Source organism: Pedobacter sp. Leaf176 (genome assembly GCF_001424305.1).
GTDB lineage: Bacteria > Bacteroidota > Bacteroidia > Sphingobacteriales > Sphingobacteriaceae > Pedobacter.
The window spans coordinates 242,607-259,916 of sequence record NZ_LMPD01000005.1 but is presented as its reverse complement, the minus strand read 5'-3'; the positions used below and the strand labels follow the sequence as shown (position 1 = coordinate 259,916).

Sequence of the window (17,310 nt, the reverse complement as noted above, 5' to 3'; positions counted from 1 at the left end):
AGCTGTTATTTAAAATAGTTCCAGTCGATCTTGAAATGGGTTGCGATATTGTTACTCATCACATCCAGACCTGTCTTATTATTGCAAATCGGATATATGCCAAAATGCTCCACAAAATTTAAAATGAAATAGCTTTCCAAATCCTCAACGCGAAAAGCCCAGATACTTTTAAGCATTTCGAAATTGATGTAGGTAAACCAAAGCGGTTCAACTTTTCTGTAACTCACCAAACCGACGTTTTTTGATTTACCGCCAAAGTGACCATTCAGCCTGCTTCCTATACTGTTGGTTTTCTTTTCGCTCATGCCAATGTAAAGCAGCCTGGAAGGATCAAAGGGATATTGAATCTGAATAGAAGAACTAAAAATAAAGTACAGGCCTGTAATGCCGTTCAATGAAAGGATATTACCCGCGTCAAAAGTTTTAGGGCTATCAAAATAAATATTGACGGTTGGGGTTGTCTCGCTCATTTTAGGGTAAAGGTCTAATAATATAAAAGGTCATCAGCGTTTCTAAAGGTACTAAAATTTTAAATCTAACACTGTTTGTAATGGTGTGCACCAAGTATCTCGTTAATCCTTATACCGTTGGCGTAACCGTCGAGGTCAGGGAACAGCATATCTTCCCTGATGCCCATTTTAAATAGTTGTCCTTGGATATGCGCTGCCGCAGATTGGTCAAATTCTATCCGTTCTATTTCATCTGGCAGGGTTTTGTCTTTCACAAAAGTCAGCTCTTCATTCGGGCTTGGCTGAATAGTAAATAAACCCGCCTGTCCTGTAATTCTTGTGGCAATGTGTGGTGGTTGGAAGACACCAACTGTTGGATATTGAAAAGGGTTTTCATGCCCTTTGGTATCAATGTAATTGCAAAAATGCAGTACGCTTACACAGCCACCATTCGGAGAACAGGGTTCAATAGCGTAATTGACTATCCTTGGCTTTGTTGCAAAATATAAGGCGACCAGAGGACTGGAAGTCCAATCCAAAAGGCGGGTAGGCAAGCCATGGTGTTGTGCAACCGCCAGCCAGTCCCAGTCATTTTTGAGCTGACTTACAACCGTTGAATGTGCCCTACGCTTAAACTGCTCAAAAAGTTCTATTTCGTCTCTGTCTGAATAATGCGGATTACGGCCGACAGATGGAATAAGTTTATGCTGCGCATTGCTTACCCCTCTAAAAACGTGGTGCCCACAAGAATAGGTGCCTGAAATTAAGCTTATATATTCTTCAAGGCTTTCGATTTTGCTTGTCATTGAGATTTGTATAAAGTGTTTTAGTGTGAATAGTTATTGTTCTCCTCTGGACCTTAATTCTTCAAGCCATTCGCTATCTAAATTAACAACTGTAAAAGGCAAGCCATAGCTGCTGGCTCGTTGCGAGAAAATAAAGATCCTGGAAAAAAACGCACCTTTCATTGTATATCCAGCATATTTATCATAGTTAAAATCACGCCATTGGTATAGCAAGCCTATCGGGACATTGAATTCAAGTTCGATTGGACGCGATACCTGACTGCGGTAATTGTTAATTGCCAATGTCCATTTGGTCACGTCATCAGCATAATAATGTAACCTCGCTTCCATATTACCCCCCTGGCCTTGCTCCCGAAAGAGATTGCCAACACCTCTTTCATTAGCAAACAAAAAAAGCAGGTCCCCGGTCTCCAATAGCCCAACAACGCAATTATTGATTACCTCCTCAAAATCCCTTAAAATCTGACCCGATATATTATCAGTAAGAAGATATTCAAACAAATCATCGTATAAACTGGAAGTTTTTGAATCGGGGGTTTTATCTTTCAGAAATTTATATAAAAGCCCCCTGGTTTCTACGGACATGTCGTGAAGGTAGGTGTCGTTTATCCTATGGAATAGGTCACAAGTGGAGTTTTTTAAAAACCAACGCATCGATAAAAGCGGAATTTTATTGTTTGCGGCAAATTCAAAAGCTGGCCGGCTAAACTCCTCCACTGAAGCAATGCCGACCTGGTAATGGTATCTTTTTCTGCTTGAAATGGCATAGGTGTCACGCCTGTTGTTTTTTCTTCGCTGAATCGTCTCATCGGTTACGATTTCAAATTCGTTTATGTCGTACCGAAGACCAAGGCCGTTTCTAACTACATCAAGCCCAATCCTCCTATCGTAACTCTTGCATTCAAACAAGAGCCTAGATGGGTAAGAAAATGGCATCTGTATGGGAGGTTCCATTAAAACGTCAGCGTCATGCGCCGCACCCTTGCCATTTATGAAAAACAGCCCTGATCCATCTTGCCGGTAGATGTAATGTCCATCTGGTATAACGGATGCAAAACCGCAGTTTATCATCAAATTTCTTACGATGTATTCTAGTAATGTTCCTTTTAATTGTCCCGCCGTCATACTAATACTTAAAAACAATGAATATACCCTTTTTTGGTTATTTATAGTCACAATAACACTTAGACAATGAATGAGATAATCGTATGAGCGTTATCACCGTTACCAGAGATTTCGGCAAGATTGATAAAGCGATTCCATAGTGAGTTGACCAGCCCAAGTAATGACCTTCACTTCTTAAATGCCTTAGCAATTGATATATTTAGGTGGTCAATTTTGAACGATACAAATTGACTCAAAAATCCTATAATGACCTTGGTCACCCCAAGCGAAATCTTTAATTAGATTAGTCTTTTATTTATTCCGCCAGATGCACGTAGTCTAATTCCGTATTGTTCTGTCGATTTATTGGAGCTATTTGTTTTTCTATATAAAAGTGGAAAAATGGCTAGATTTTTTTTAAATCGGGATATAATCTAACCACAAATATTGTAATTGGTTAAAATTAATAAGTTAGCATAAATACCCATAAGCTGGATGGAATAATAATGATAATAATTTCTAGATTAGCCGTAATCAATTGGACAACTCCACAATGAAATTATCACCCCTGACACTAGACAGACTTAAGACCTATATTTCTGGCGATAAAGAATCGTTCCCTAAATTGTCAGGGCCGGAAATACTCACGCTTTTCCATAGTGTTGGCTTTAAGGATGTTTATGAATGGGGGAACGGGGGGATGCCAAATGCTCTTTCCAGAAATGCGTATGTTGTAGAAAAGCTTAAAGAGATTAATGGCACTAAGGAAATGCAAGCCTTGCTCGAAACAGTTGTGTCTAAAGTCCATTTTCTTGAATCTGGTCTAGACCTTAATGCGGCAGTAAAGACAATAAATGTTGTTATCAAAGAAGATGGATATGAGTTTGTAGATGCTGGAAATGGTGGCTATAAGATAAGCGGTGCGCTTATACAAGATCCTATAAAAATTGAAGCATATTTTGAGGAAAACAGAGGAATTATTATAGATGAGATCAGGAAAGCCAAGTTTTTGATCTGGGTAGCCGTCGCGTGGCTAACAGATTTGGATTTATTAAGGGAATTACACGCAAAGAAAATTGCTGGTGTCAATATCCAGATTGTAGCAATGGACGATGATATTAATGCAAAGCTAAAGTCAAAAGTTCTACAGCACTTTGAAGCTTATTACAAATTACCTCAAGGCACATACAAAAACCTGATGCATCATAAATTCTGTATCATTGATTTGAAGACTGTTGTTCATGGCTCTTACAATTGGACTGTAAAGGCCCAGTATAACAAAGAAACGGTCACTGTGAACCATAGTCACGAATTTGCAGCAGGTTTTGCTGAGACTTTTATCAAACTTAAACTTGCTTGACACTATTTAAGGGTATTGCATTCTCAGTAATATTTATATTTGATGCCATCCAAATACGATTGCGCCAAATATTTATCTGCTTTAGACATCCCCGCTTTTTTATAAATTTTAGTATAAGACCGAAAAGATGGAACGGAAGTAATTATCAGCTGCCTCCATCATTAGATCTTGGACAGTTCTGCCTGAAGTGGGATGCCCATAGCATCGACTGGGAGGAATTGATTGAAAAGCAAGCGCGGCCTTCAAGATTATGTACAATATAAATTACAAGCTTTGGAAGGTAACCAATACCCCGAAGGCCAAATCTAGCATAGCAAAGTGACACGAATAAATTTTCGTCCATTAGATTGCATCCTGTTACCTGAATTTTTTATGGCGTTTCAATACCCTTCCCTTGCTGTCAAATTCTTCTGTTTCCTCCAAAGGCCTCTTCCTTAATATAAACTTATAGATAAGTGTGAGCGCAATACCGACATTTGCAGACCCGCCGATGACGGCAACTAATTTGATGATTTGGTTATAGTCCATAGCTATCGCAATTTTTTATTGCGCCCCCTTTTAGGGGCGTTGGACCGCCCTATTATACAAATAATCTTTGATATTCCAAAGGACAGGCAAATCTGGGCTTTGAAATCGCCATATCTGCATACACCAAACTTTTGAAGCGGTTGAGTTTCTGCTTCGCAAGTTTTGCACATCATGCCTTTTCTGATTAAAATTTCTATTCTGATATTCATAAAAAACAAATTGGGCCAGCGACTATTGCAGTGCCAATTGTTAAAGGTAAAACACCCATTCCAATCGATAAACGACAAGTGATTTTCGACTTTTCCTCTATGCAAAAATAGGTGTGATATCATCTGTACTTTAGCCGAAGCTTTGCCGTTTTACACCCTTCCAAAGCACCGAGAGAAAAAAACACCAAATGATTTACGGCCATGGAAACTAAAATATTCAATGGCTATCAGTCTCATTTTTTGTGCAAAAAACGCTTGTTTGCCATTGACTGCAAGACTAGAAAAGGTTACCTTGTGGCCTCTAAATTTCAATTTAAAAGCACGATGAAAGCTATTAACCTCTCAGATCTATTCGGTCAAAAAATTTATAGGATTCCCGACTACCAGCGCGGTTATGCCTGGGGACATAAACAGCTTCGGGAGCTTTGGGAGGATATACTGGAGATTTCTGAAATTAATGGATGCTTGCGACCGCATTATACTGGAACCATTTACGTAGAGGCTGCTCAACCAGAGGAAATCGAAAGATGGCTTACGGGCTTCACTTTCTATAACGTAGTAGATGGACAGCAACGGTTGACCACCATTAGCATTTTGCTTCAAGTACTTTTAAAATATGCAGGGGAAGGATATTGTAATGAAACAAGGGAAGACCTAGAAAAAGCATACATATTCAGATCAAACAGAAGTGGTGCCAGTAGGATTTACCGTTTCTGTTATTTCCAATCAGACAAGAACTATGCCTATCTTCTGAATAAAATATTCGAGCATTCCGGTACTGTGTTTGATGAAAGTCAATTTAACTTGTACAGCAAAAATCTATCCCAGGCCAAGGATTTTTTTGAGCAAAGAATCAAACCGCTTACCAGTCAAGATCGGGAAATTATCTTTTTGAAGGTAACTACAGCCTTAAAATTTGATTTTCGTGAAATTGAGCAGGATCTTGACGTTCAGGCCGTTTTCGAAACGATGAACAACAGGGGGAAGCCTTTATCCACGCTCGAAAAACTAAAGAACCGCCTAATGCACCTGACCGAAAAACTGGGATTGGCGGATGAAGACCGCAAGTCGCTAAGGAATGACGTGAACAGATCCTGGGGCATCATATACAACTGGCTGGCTAAAAATCCAGAACAGATTCTCGATGAGGACATCTTTCTATCTGCACATCTATCATTGGTCCGGACACCTAAGGATGCTGTTTTTTCTGAAAAACTTGCCGAGGAAAAAGTCTTTGAAATATTCTCCAACCGTGCCGAACAATATGACTCGGGAGAGGAAAATACCAAGGAAAGTCCAGTCAGTTATGAAAAAATTCAAGACTATATCTTGAAGCTTTCTGCATTTGCCCCAAAATGGTACGAAATCCATAACTCTAGTCATCCGATGATAAATAAGGTACTACTTTTAAATGGTGGAAAGGAAATGAAGATTTTTCTCACTCAACTAAAATCATTTGAATGGGAACCAGGGAAACTGGATCAGGCATTGGACAAGCTCGAGCGCATCATGTTCCGTAATCGGATTCAGGGGCTTGGGGTAATTGATGAGCGTTCCTTTGCTACCTGGGCAAGGGATATCTATAATGGCAACCTATCAGCAGTGCTTGTCATGGCCCGTTTGAATGAGCAATTGGACATTCCAGTTTTAACGGCGAATATGGTGAACTACTTTAATGGGTTATATGGCTACGAGCGCGGACCGAAGGGTTTCCACCGCTGGGGTGCACTTAAATATTTTCTGTTCGAATATGAGGAACACCTTAAATATCATTATAAAGAGACTAATGACAAGGTAGATCTTTCGGATTTTGATTCAACAACCATTGAACATATTATTCCCCAGGAATATGAAGCCAACTGGCAACAGCAGGTAAGTTCGGTTTTTGAAAACCTGACCGAAGAGCATGCCTATCATGGAACAAAGGTATTGCTGCATACCCTAGGTAATCTTACTATTCTTAAAAACGGGAAAAACTCATCTCTTGGTAACAGGAGCTGGTCAGATAAAAGGGAACGTTTCAAAACCGGATCATATAATGAAATCGATGTAGCCATAAGTGAAGGCTGGGATAGGGAAACTATTAGTAAAAGGGGAAAGGATATGTTAACATTTATGACCACAAAGATCAAGGGCCTTATCCTTCAAAGCTCCGATATCGAAAACATCCTATTCTCGAACCCTTCAATCTGCAGCGCAATCAGGGATGGCAAAAAGTATGAGCCGCCAGTTAGAAGAGAAGATGCCATCAACCAAGATTAAGCCTATGCCAAACCGCTTCATTAAGTTAATGGCGGCTATAAGCGTTATTTGCAAAGTATAGATTTGAGCATAACCATTGGCAGCTAACGTTTTTATACCGTTTGACCTCGAATGCCCAGTGCATTTTAAACACCCTGTGTCTCCAAATCAAAGCACTTTTCTATCTCGTCTACAGTCGCCTTATATGGGCTTGGGAAATTCTTTTTCATTTCCATGTAGCCAAACAGTGACCTTTTGGATAGAAGATAGGTTATTGGGCCTCCTTTCTCATCATAGAGTTTTTCAAGCCCCTTTCTGCTGCGATGATAACCGCTCAACCATTCGGCAAAAAGCGCAGGTTTACGCCTGAGCGGCCCAAAGTACTTGATCAGAAAATCAATATGGACGACTGTTAGCGGCTTGATGGTCTGGAAATTACCCTTCAGATTCTTGCTCTTTTGTTGAAAACCTTCATTAAGATAGTGATTCACCCCCGCGATATTCATATGGTGCTCTGAGCAGATGATTACAGGATATATGTTCATTTTTTCCGAACGCGTGATGCCAAGCTTGTTCCGAAGGTCGCTATTCGGTTCTGAAAGATGTCCAAGCTGTCTAATAATCTGACCTACCCCTTTATCCTTATTGCCATTTATCTTATCTGAAAGGAAACGCTTGTCCAAAAATTCTTTGGTAAATTCCTTATAGTCCAAATTTTCGAAGGTGTTGGGATGTAGATCGTTCATCTTCACCTCAAACACGAAAACATCACAGCTCGAAGCACGGACGATAAAATCTTGATACTTCTCAGTGGAGATAAGCTGTTGACTCCTTTTATGAAATATTTCACCGAGCAGACTACCGACAAGGTATTTTTCAAAGAATTCCAGCGCGATATAGGCTTTAAAATTTGCGTAGGTTTTAAACTTGCTCTTCAGTTTCTCAGAGCTATGGTGATACAAAGAGTACAGGAAACCATTTTCTAGTGCATACTGGAAAAAATTGTAGTCGAGGACGAGAATTTTTTTCGGACTTAGGAATAAAAATGGCTTGGTGACTACATCCATATTAAGTGAAACCTTTTCCTTACCAGCTAATTCCATAGGTTCTGCCCCAAATTCCCTCATCAATTTTTCCGGCCAAAAATGAGAAAGGTCTAACATGTGGTTGCCCCAGTTTTGAGGATGGATAGCCGAGCCAAGTACGGCAAGGAAAAACTTAGCAAAAGTCCCGGGGTTTTCAATCTTCATCTTCTCGCAATACATGTCCGCTTCTTCTTTAAGCAGTTCATCGCTATCAAGAAATTTGCTCATGAAGAGAAACTTGGTAAAGGTATCAATTTTCATCACCCCTTTTGCCCTCAGATACCCCTGCTGCATTGTTTCCATGGTGAATAAACCTTCAAGCGATTCAAAAACAATTCCCTTCGGCCTGCCATAATAAAGATCATTATAGATTAACATAGTCTTGAAAAGGTTTCGAGCAAACTCCAAAGGTTCGATAGGAGTCAGTGTCTCGATCATCTTAAAATTCTTGAGTAGGTCCATAATCAGCAAACCAATCGGACCTTCGGCAAACCATCTTTTTTCATCGGTAAATAGGGGGCGGAATTCCGTCACTCGCTCAAAACCAGGGACGTCGCAAAAGACTGCTTCTCTGAGTATCTCTGGATCGATCATCTGGTTGTCCATTTGCTGAAATAGCATGGCATTAATCTTCGAGAGCCTTATCAACAACGTATCCGTAGGATAGCCCGATACAAAAGTAAGTGTGTCTTTTGGGATTGGCTCAAGATACACCTCGGTGTAACCTGTTACATGGAGAAATTGCATACAGTTGGTTTTTTTACTGGTGTCTCAAATTTCCATTTTCGATGTGGATATTAAAAATCTCCGAAATTTGATAACGCTTCTTATAATTTGTGAAGAGGATGGAAACTTCGGTATCATTGATTCGAAATCAGCCACTAACCAGGCGATTCCGCAGCGAATTAAACATCCAAGAATTTGGGGCCTTAATCTCTCATCAATGAATATGTTTTGGTGGTCAATTTGAGCGGAACTTATTGACTCAAATTTTCGTAACAACCTAATCAGACTAAGCGAAATCATCAATTTGTCATCGTTGGTGAAATTAAGCTACTTAAAAGTTTACTTCCATAAAAATTCAAGGTATTTTTAAATCGGTTTTAATAGGTAATCTGTTTTAGAATGCATCTCGTACACTATGTATTCACTCAATTTCAGTTTATCTTCAGGTAATTCACTATATGTCGTTAAAATTATCTGACCAGAATTAACCGGCAGATCGGCCATAACTTTTATACAATCTATCAGGGAATCGTTATCTAAGTTTTGCTGTTTGGGCTCATCAAGTACTAATATGTCTGGAAAAATAATCTTCCCTTTAGTTTTCAATTCAATAGATGTTTGTAATAGTGCTAAGTAATAACTTAGGATGATTCTAATGTTATCACTTGAACTACTGATGTTATAAATGTCGTAATTGTCTAGATATGGTGTATAGTTATCCGATGCATCAAGTCTAATCGCAGCTATTAGTTCACGATTCTTCTTAAAAAGGCCTAAGCTTTTTACGTTTTCCTGCAGAAATGTTTTTATTGTATCGATGGTTTTCTGGTCATCCGCGGTTTGCTTATAAGCGTCCACTTCCGCTTTTAGTTTATCTAAAGCAGCCTGATCGGTTTTGATTTTCTGTCGCAATGATGTAAGTCCATTCCATCGCTCACTTACGCGTTTGAAACGTTCGAGGTCTTTATATAATGAATCGGCATTCAATATTCTTTGCCTTAAAATCGCAAAGTCACTACCAGCAAAAGTCGTAATTTGATGATCTAATTCTTTCTCCAAACCAGAAATTTCATCTTTTAGATTATTCCTTTGTTCAAAAACCTTGCGTCTATCCAACAATCGCTTTTCAATGACTTTTTTAAACGTAGCTTCCTCATCTTCCAAAAACTTCAGATTTTGATCAGGGGTTGACAATTTCTTTCTCAAATCACTATGACATAATTTGCATTCGTCATCCTCAGTAGACAACAATTTAGCTTCGCAAACCGGACATGTGGTTATATTTATTTCCGTTTCAGCCTCCTTAATCTTTTTAAGCTGTTTATTTTTATATTTATTCAGCTGTATCCGCTCCAAATATTTCTCATATTCATTTATTTCTAGACTTATTTTTTCTAGCCTCTCGTTAGCTTTCCTCAACTGATAGTTCGCAACCTTTATTTTCTCGCGAAGATTTATTTTGGAATCTTCAAAGTCTGTAACTGGATTTGCCGCACTTTCTACCAAATTTGCCTCGACTTTATAACGCTCGTCAAGGTAGTTAATGTAGTCGCTTATACTGGCTTTACCAATAGAGTCGGTATTGACTATAAGTACATCTTCCGACTTCTCACCATCAGATATAACAAACAGGTTTTCCTCTTTTCCAGATAACTCTTCAATTATTTTTTTAAGCTCTAAATCAAGTTCCTTCAAACGTATCTCACTGATGTGAATTTTAAAACGATCCATTCCAAAAAGAAATTCAAATGCTACCTTTTTGATGTCTTTGATATTATACCTTAAGACCTGACGGGCTTGAATCTGAGACCATCCCGCCCTTTGTTCAACAAAAAATAAAGGCAAGATATTCTCGAAATATAATTTGGATAGTTTACGATCATAGGTTGGTAATTCAACTTGGCGCAGACCCAAAAAACTAAAAAGAAATGTTTGAAAGCCGTTCTCAGAAAAAACACCTTCACCGACAACTATTAGCCTTTCCGATTCTGGGTTGGTATAGAATTGGTCAGCAGGACAAGATTTTATTGCAGCTATTGTATTATCTCCGCCAGCTATGTATCGAAAAATCGTTACTACATCCTCACCATTGGAGATTTCCAATAACAAATAAGATCTCGCAACCCTTTTATTATCTATTTCTTTATAGAATTCCGGTTTGAAAGGGTTTTGTATCGATTTAAAAACACCTAAACCTTTTTCGGCTCCCAACCCATAGACTATACCTGTTACAATACTTGTCTTCCCGACTGAGTTAGGTCCAAAAATAATATTTAGACCATCCCGAAAAGGAATTTCAGCACCATATTTTTTACCATCATCAGTTTGGATATGGTAGATTAGTTTATTTATTATCAAACGTGGCATTCTGTTTCCAATAGGAATTAGGTATTACTTCAGTTATTATTTTAATTAGTTTTTCTTCAACTATGCTTGTACCAAAAAGATCAAGAAAATTATGTTCACGAGGAAATGCATCCTTTATTTTTTCAAAATATGTTTTACCAGTATCGGTTAGAAATAATCTGATATTTTTTTGATCCTTATCAGATTTATAGGCCAAAAGATTTCTGGTATATAAATACATAAACATATCATTGAACCTGATGTCCCATGGCACACTTTTATATTGGACAATATTGAAGTCAATTTCCACTTGTTGTGTTGTCTCGAATTTCTTAATCTTATCAACAATATTTTTTTTGCCGTTGAAGTATTCCAAAATGAATTTAGACTGGAAGGCTTCATTTCTTAGAAGAAAATCAACACATGCAATAACGTTTTTACTTAATCCATTTTTCGTGTTAAGTATACCAAGAATTACCGCAATTCTTGCGGCCCGGAACTCCATACGGTCTTCTGGTTGGACAAAGAGCGGTCTATCCAGGTTGATGCTTGGTGTTAAGCCTTTCTCGGTAATATTTTGTATTAAGTGATTAATCAGTTCCATTTTTCCTCCAATCTAATGGGCATTGTGCTGCTAACTCAAATACAATTCCGCATAATAATTTTTCTTTATCTCCCTTTAGTTCATTTTCTCCATAAAAGGTTAATATTTCCTTTTCCGCTTCATTAAAAAAGTCACTGAAGAACTTTTGGGGAGTGTAGGAATCGTCCATCTTAAAGTTATGCGTAAGTCGCGATGCCTTTAGTCTCATATTTTCCTCCCAATTTAAAATATTGGTTCTAAGCTCCGAATGTACATCAACTAAACTTTCGAGATATACTTTATAGTCAGCTCTTGCTTTGTGATAGATAATCCGATACTGATCATCTGACTTGCATATTGCGTTTAATTTGATATCAAGTGATGTCACCATTTCTTCATCACCGTTAATGGGTGAAGTGGCATCAGGGATCTTTATTAGATTTGCATGTCTAAGCAGATCTTTTTTGCTAATCAACAAATTGACAAGTACTTTGAGCCGCTGAAGCTCCTTTTCCTCGTCCAAAACAAGTAAACAGGGCTCGTCGTATATTTTTTGATATAGTTTTTTATCCAATGCAAACATCTTTTCAACATCCTTATCGGGTGTCCAAAAGTCAACAGGGAATTTAAATGCTTTTGTTTGTTTTGCTTGTATGTTATGATCAATATTGCTTAGGTTTTTCAACGGAGAAAGTGCAATAAATGCTGTTGCATCGTAGTTTGAAGAGTCAAGCTGTACCTGTTTACTGAAAATCTCTGACCATTCCAGCTTGGCGGAAGCATAGTATTTACATTCGATAAAAAATTCTCGCTCCAATTCATTCTCATCTAAAAACAAAACACTGATATCAAAACCATTTTGAGTGCCGGCTGTCTGTTTTCTTACCTGAATGACTAAAAAGCCCATATCTTGAAACAACTTTTTGAAGAAAGGCGCCACAAGTTTTTCGAAATCTTCACCAGTAATTGGCATTTTTTTGAGTTAGTCGTTAATTAAGTTGCGTGTCCAAGCAAAAGTTCCTTTCCTTAGAATTCTCAATATTAACAAATTATCTCATTAAAACTTACAGATTGCATTTTAACCCTGCTTTTACCTACTGTTTTCTTTTGACAATAAACAATTATTTAAAATTCCTGCCCTCATGGAACACTTTTTTCGTGGCATCCTCGCGAACCTGAGCACGTTTATTCTGTGAAGGATAGGACGATTTTTTTTCATCTCCACCTGCTAAGGTCAACACTGGAAGCTCATCAACCTCCCGTTGCACCAACTTGCCGAGCATCTTTGTAAAATCAAAACATTTACTCACGATCACGTGCACCACCTGTCCCTCGCGCTGCAACCTGCCTTCCACCATGAGAAGCCTCGAATGCAGAATTTCTTTTCTATAGGTTTCAAAAAGCTTTTCAAAAACAACCAGATTGGAATAGCCTGTTTCATCTTCAATAGTAATAAAACATACCCCGCCTGCCGTTCCGGGACGCTGGCGTACCAATACCAGTCCTGCTACTTTCACCAGCTGACCATCTGTCGAACCATTATTAATGCGATGGCATGTTCTGATGTTGAGCATTTCGAGCTGAGTCCGCACAAAACTCACCGGATGTGCTTTTAGAGAAAGTCCTGTAGTGGCATAATCTTGAACGACATGCTCTCCCTTGCCCATTAACGGAAGTTCAACCTGTGTTTCCAATATGCTTTCAGACGGTTGCCCCTTGAATAGTTCCTCCGGCATATCTTTTAGGGCAGAAACTTCCCAAAGTGCTTTTCGCCTATCTATTCCCATCGAATGAAATGCATCTGCATCGGCCAATCGCTCCAAGGTGGCAATCGATATTCCCGAATCCCTGATTGCGGTAATACTTTGATAACCACTTCCGCGACCATTGACCAAAATGTCCATGTCATCTCCTCTAATGCCATTGATCTGCCTGAACCCTAACCGAAGCGTAAAATACTTACCTGATTTTTCCTCAAGTTTATTGTCCCAAAAGGAATGGTTGACGTCAACTTCGCGAACTTGAACCGAATGCTTCCGCGCATCAATAACAATTTGTGCCGGCTGGTAAAAGCCCATCGGCATACTATTTAGCAATGCGGCAGCGAAAACGTCAGGATAGTAGTGTTTAAGCCAACAGGATACATAAACGAGGAGGGCAAAACTGGCAGCATGGCTTTCGGGAAATCCATAGCTCCCAAACCCTTCCAGCTGCCTGAATATCCTTTTTGCAAATTCCTCTGTATATCCCTTGTTCATCATTCCGTCGATGAGTTTTTGCTCATACTGGTTCACCATTCCTTTAAACTTGAATGTTGCCATGCTGCGACGAAGGCCATCAGCTTCAGCAGGGGTAAAGCCTGCCGCTACTATAGCAATTTTCATCGCCTGTTCCTGAAACAGCGGAACGCCTAACGTGCGTCCAAGAATTTTTTTCAGTTCCGGCGAGGGGTAGACAACAGGTTCTTCGCCGCTGCGCCTGCGCAAATATGGATGAACCATATCTCCCTGAATGGGTCCCGGGCGAACGATCGCGACCTCTATCACCAGATCATAAAATTCTCTTGGCTTAAGCCTAGGGAGCATGGACATCTGCGCCCGGCTTTCGATCTGGAATACGCCCAGGGTATCGGCGAGGCAGATCATATCATAAACCTCTGGATCATCTTGGGGAATGTTGGCCAGTGTATATTGCACGCCGTAATGATCCCGGCAGAGATCAAAAGCCTTTCTGATGCAGGTAAGCATCCCAAGCGCCAGCACATCCACCTTTAAAAAACCCAGCGCATCGATATCATCTTTATTCCATTCGATATTGGTGCGGTCTTCCATCCGGGCATTTAGGATAGGGCAGAGGTCTGTAAGCTTCCCTTGCGTAACTACAAATCCTCCTGTATGCTGACCGAGCTGCCGCGGAAAGCCCATCATTTGGGAAGTAAGCTCAAGTGTTTTCTTAAGGTGCGGATCATTTGGATTTAGACCTTGCTCGGTAACGCGCTTGCCCTCGAACCATTCATCTGTAAACTCCCATATTGAAGTTGACAGGCGATTGATTGTATCAACAGATAGCCCCATTGCCTTGCCTACATCCCGGATGGCTCCTTTCTGGTGTTGCTGTGTGACGGTTGCAACGATTGCCGCACGGTCACGTCCATACTTGGTATAGATATACTGGATGATTTCTTCCCTGCGCTCATGCTCGAAGTCGACATCAATATCGGGAGGCTCGTTTCTGGCGGGTGAGATGAAGCGCTCAAATAGCAAATCAAACTTCATCGGATTAACAGAGGTAATACCCAGCACGAAGCAAATTGCAGAATTAGCTGCCGAGCCCCGACCCTGGCAGAGAATCCCGCGGGATCTGGCCTCACGAACAATATCCTCAACAAAAAGGAAGTAATTGGCATAATCCATCTGCCTCACAAAAGCCATCTCATGATGGATCATGTTAACAACCTTTTCCGGGATCTTCTCGCCATAAAATTCATGAGCACCTTTCCAGGTTAAAAATTCGAGCTCCTCCATCGGACTGCGTCCGCTTGGATTGATTTCTTCGGGGTAGACATATTTGAGCTCATCAAGAGAAAAATTGCAGGCTTCGGAAATGACCATCGTGTTTTGAATTGCGCTTGGATATTTTCTGAAAAGTCTGTCCATCTCAGCCACCTCTTTCATGTACCGCTCAGCATTTTGATGCAAACGAAACCCTGCTTCCTGAATGGTGCATTTCTCTCTTACACAGGTCAGTACATCCTGAAGTTCTCTTCGTGAAGGATTGTGATAATGGATGTCGCCTGTTGCAACGACCGGTATTTCGTAAAATTTGGAAAGCTGTGAAGTTCTAAATATCAGCTTATCGTCGTTTCCCAAATAAGATCTTGTTGCAGCAAGGTAAAGCTGACCACCTAGAGCGTCGCGATATTCTGCAACTGAGGCGATAAAGCTAGCCTCATATTCAAAGCGACGGTTCAAAGCGCCAGGCATTACAAGGGCAAAAAGAATCCCTTTGCTATGGGCGTAAACATCGGCACGGGAAATATGGCAGCTGCCCTTTTCTGCTCTCATATTGCCCAATGTCAATAGTGCGGACAACCTGCCATAAGCTTCCCTATCCGTCGGATAGGCGAGCAGGCTCCCTCCATCCAGCAGATCCAGCCTGCAGGCGGGAATTAGTTTTATGTTTTTCTCACGGCAGGCAGCATGCGCACGTACAATTCCGGCAAGGGTATTCCTGTCGGTTATGGCTATTTTTTTATAACCGAAGATTTCGGCCTGTTCAACCAGTTCGTGCGCATGCGAAGCGCCACGCAAAAAGCTGAAGTTTGAGGTAATCTGTAATTCACTGTAAGCCATAACCCATCTCCTTTAAGCAAAAAATCCATGAATAAACCACTTGTGTTGTTGTTCCCCACCATAGTGTCCGGAACGGAAAAGCCAGTAGCGGCATCCTTCTTCATCTTCCACCTGATAATAATCCCTATGCTCTCCCTTATCCATCCACCATTCGCGCTCAATCCGCTCGGGACCGTCTGCCTTTGAAACCAGGTGGCGGACGCCTTTATAAATAAAAAACTTTGGCGGATGATCCGGAATAAGCGCCATTACCTCAATAGGGGCGGGAACCTTAAGCATTTCGGTCGGCCGGGGCTTATCCGTTCGCCATGGATTTGAGGCCTTTTCTGTTACCGAAGCTGCCTTTGATATTGCACGTTCCGGCCAGTATCTGGTTGCAGGCAAAAAACGATGGATTGCTTGCGCACCAACCTTTCCGGCAACACGGTCCAGAAACCTGATCACACTATTATCATTCAGGCCGGGCTTGGATGACCACATTTCTTCCTGGGGCACATCGACATCCTCCACCTTTGGCGCATCAAGAACAAATAGTTCAATTCCCAGGGCTGGTCGGATCTGATCGATCTTTAACTGAAAAAGTTTGAATAGATGACTCACACTATGCGAAGCGCCACTGGTTCCAATGGAAACCTGCACAATTTTTCCATCGATACGGTATCCTGTCAACATTCCTGTTCGCAATCCCTTACCTTCAGATTGCATCCTGTTACACAGATTTTCAAGCATCTTTTGAATCGCGATCTCAATTGCAGTTTTGGTTTTGATCGGTTCCATGCAGGCTAGCCTTTCGCTAAATGCTACGGGAACCTTTAATGGAATAAGCGCTTCTGCTTCAGTTCCAATAGCCTGAGCCAGCCGCAATAAAAAATCTTCCCCGAATCGCCTTCGGAGCACCGATCTGGGCATCCCTATAAAGCTTTTTATCTGATAGAATCCCAGTTTACGAAGTTTCGCAAGAACTGTATCTTCCAGTCTTAACGCCTCAGGAGACAGACTGAGCAGAGCATCTACATGTTCGCCGGAAGGAATCAATGGCGTAACTTTACCAAACCGGGACACCGCCCATGCAGCGCCGGGTGTATCGGCAATCGCTAAGCGTACGGTATATCCCTTACTTTTAAGCCTGTTTACAATTTCTTTCAGGTATTCTCGCTCTCCACCCCAAAGATGCGGACAGCCTGAAACGTCAAGTAACAGTCCGTCCATTCCGAATTCGTCAATGGATACAGAGGGCGAATAGCGCACACACCATTCGCCTAGTCCCCTTAGCAGGTTTTTCGGGCGGCCTGGCTTGTCGTCCAGAACCTCGAGCCCGGGACATATGGCCTTCGCATCCGCTGCACGCATGCCGACCTCAACTCCAAAGCTAAATGCCAATGGATTTACTGCGGTTATCATCATCCGCCCATGGTCGGGCGCAGCGAAAACAAAAGGCACCTCGGCTAGTTCAGGGCGGCGGATAAGCTGCCAGTCAGCCAGTAATTGGCGGAACCATATCGAAACAAAACGCCTTTGCAT

At 40.9% G+C, this 17,310-nt stretch carries 12 protein-coding genes; 2 read left to right on the top strand and 10 right to left on the bottom strand.

Features of this window, described 5'->3' with window-relative positions; all coding sequences use genetic code 11:
* Positions 1–5: 5 nt before the first annotated feature.
* From ASF92_RS15570 to ASF92_RS15560, 3 genes are all read right to left on the bottom strand, one after another.
* Entirely contained in the window at positions 6–470 is a 465-nt protein-coding gene (locus ASF92_RS15570) for a hypothetical protein (protein ID WP_056095182.1), read from the bottom strand.
* 65 nt (positions 471–535) lie between these two features.
* Positions 536–1,255, bottom strand: coding sequence for an FRG domain-containing protein (locus tag ASF92_RS15565; protein ID WP_056095179.1), 720 nt, complete (start codon positions 1,253–1,255; stop codon positions 536–538).
* Positions 1,256–1,288: 33 nt separating this feature from the next.
* On the bottom strand, positions 1,289–2,380 hold the full coding sequence (locus ASF92_RS15560) for a hypothetical protein (RefSeq protein WP_056095176.1): 1,092 nt from the start codon (positions 2,378–2,380) through the stop codon (positions 1,289–1,291).
* 532 nt (positions 2,381–2,912) lie between these two features.
* Here ASF92_RS15560 and ASF92_RS15555 point away from each other — a divergent pair.
* The gene (locus ASF92_RS15555; RefSeq protein WP_056095173.1) at positions 2,913–3,719 is read left to right on the top strand and encodes a phospholipase D-like domain-containing protein; all 807 of its coding nucleotides are present in this window, start codon (positions 2,913–2,915) and stop codon (positions 3,717–3,719) included.
* A 357-nt stretch (positions 3,720–4,076) separates the two neighbouring features.
* Here ASF92_RS15555 and ASF92_RS21055 read toward each other — a convergent pair whose 3' ends face one another.
* Positions 4,077–4,247, bottom strand: coding sequence for a hypothetical protein (locus ASF92_RS21055; RefSeq protein WP_157263924.1), 171 nt, complete (start codon positions 4,245–4,247; stop codon positions 4,077–4,079).
* A 533-nt stretch (positions 4,248–4,780) separates the two neighbouring features.
* Between ASF92_RS21055 and ASF92_RS15545 the strand changes: the two genes are divergently transcribed.
* A complete protein-coding gene (locus ASF92_RS15545; protein ID WP_158542224.1) occupies positions 4,781–6,718 on the top strand; it encodes a DUF262 domain-containing protein in 1,938 nt (645 codons plus the stop codon).
* Between the two features lie 125 nt (positions 6,719–6,843).
* On the opposite strand, the gene ASF92_RS15540 is transcribed toward ASF92_RS15545, so the two are convergent.
* The 6 genes from ASF92_RS15540 to ASF92_RS15515 all read right to left on the bottom strand — a co-directional run bounded on the left by ASF92_RS15540 (position 6,844) and on the right by ASF92_RS15515 (position 17,310).
* Positions 6,844–8,529, bottom strand: a complete 1,686-nt coding sequence (locus tag ASF92_RS15540; protein ID WP_056095163.1) for a hypothetical protein — start codon at positions 8,527–8,529, stop codon at positions 6,844–6,846.
* 345 nt (positions 8,530–8,874) lie between these two features.
* Entirely contained in the window at positions 8,875–10,866 is a 1,992-nt protein-coding gene (locus tag ASF92_RS15535; protein WP_197413308.1) for an AAA family ATPase, read from the bottom strand.
* Positions 10,853–11,458, bottom strand: coding sequence for a hypothetical protein (locus tag ASF92_RS15530; RefSeq protein WP_056095155.1), 606 nt, complete (start codon positions 11,456–11,458; stop codon positions 10,853–10,855). The genes ASF92_RS15535 and ASF92_RS15530 overlap by 14 nt, the downstream gene beginning before the upstream one ends.
* Positions 11,445–12,410: a restriction endonuclease gene (locus ASF92_RS15525; protein WP_056095152.1), complete on the bottom strand. Its 966-nt coding sequence runs from the start codon at positions 12,408–12,410 to the stop codon at positions 11,445–11,447. The genes ASF92_RS15530 and ASF92_RS15525 overlap by 14 nt, the downstream gene beginning before the upstream one ends.
* A 148-nt stretch (positions 12,411–12,558) precedes the next feature.
* Positions 12,559–15,789, bottom strand: a complete 3,231-nt coding sequence (locus ASF92_RS15520) for an error-prone DNA polymerase (RefSeq protein WP_056095149.1) — start codon at positions 15,787–15,789, stop codon at positions 12,559–12,561.
* A gap of 12 nt (positions 15,790–15,801) precedes the next feature.
* Entirely contained in the window at positions 15,802–17,310 is a 1,509-nt protein-coding gene (locus ASF92_RS15515; RefSeq protein WP_056095147.1) for a DNA polymerase Y family protein, read from the bottom strand.

Bases quoted from the DNA above. Each gene is read 5' to 3' on its own strand.
- ASF92_RS15530 (WP_056095155.1), bottom strand. From the start codon at position 11,458: ATGGAACTGATTAATCACTTAATACAAAATATTACCGAGAAAGGCTTA.
- ASF92_RS15515 (WP_056095147.1), bottom strand. From the start codon at position 17,310: ATGCAAAGGCGTTTTGTTTCGATATGGTTCCGCCAATTACTGGCTGAC.
- ASF92_RS15520 (WP_056095149.1), bottom strand. From the start codon at position 15,789: ATGGCTTACAGTGAATTACAGATTACCTCAAACTTCAGCTTTTTGCGT.
- ASF92_RS15565 (WP_056095179.1), bottom strand. From the start codon at position 1,255: ATGACAAGCAAAATCGAAAGCCTTGAAGAATATATAAGCTTAATTTCA.
- ASF92_RS15525 (WP_056095152.1), bottom strand. From the start codon at position 12,410: ATGCCAATTACTGGTGAAGATTTCGAAAAACTTGTGGCGCCTTTCTTC.
- ASF92_RS15545 (WP_158542224.1), top strand. From the start codon at position 4,781: ATGAAAGCTATTAACCTCTCAGATCTATTCGGTCAAAAAATTTATAGG.
- ASF92_RS15560 (WP_056095176.1), bottom strand. From the start codon at position 2,380: ATGACGGCGGGACAATTAAAAGGAACATTACTAGAATACATCGTAAGA.
- ASF92_RS21055 (WP_157263924.1), bottom strand. From the start codon at position 4,247: ATGGACTATAACCAAATCATCAAATTAGTTGCCGTCATCGGCGGGTCT.
- ASF92_RS15540 (WP_056095163.1), bottom strand. From the start codon at position 8,529: ATGCAATTTCTCCATGTAACAGGTTACACCGAGGTGTATCTTGAGCCA.
- ASF92_RS15570 (WP_056095182.1), bottom strand. From the start codon at position 470: ATGAGCGAGACAACCCCAACCGTCAATATTTATTTTGATAGCCCTAAA.
- ASF92_RS15555 (WP_056095173.1), top strand. From the start codon at position 2,913: ATGAAATTATCACCCCTGACACTAGACAGACTTAAGACCTATATTTCT.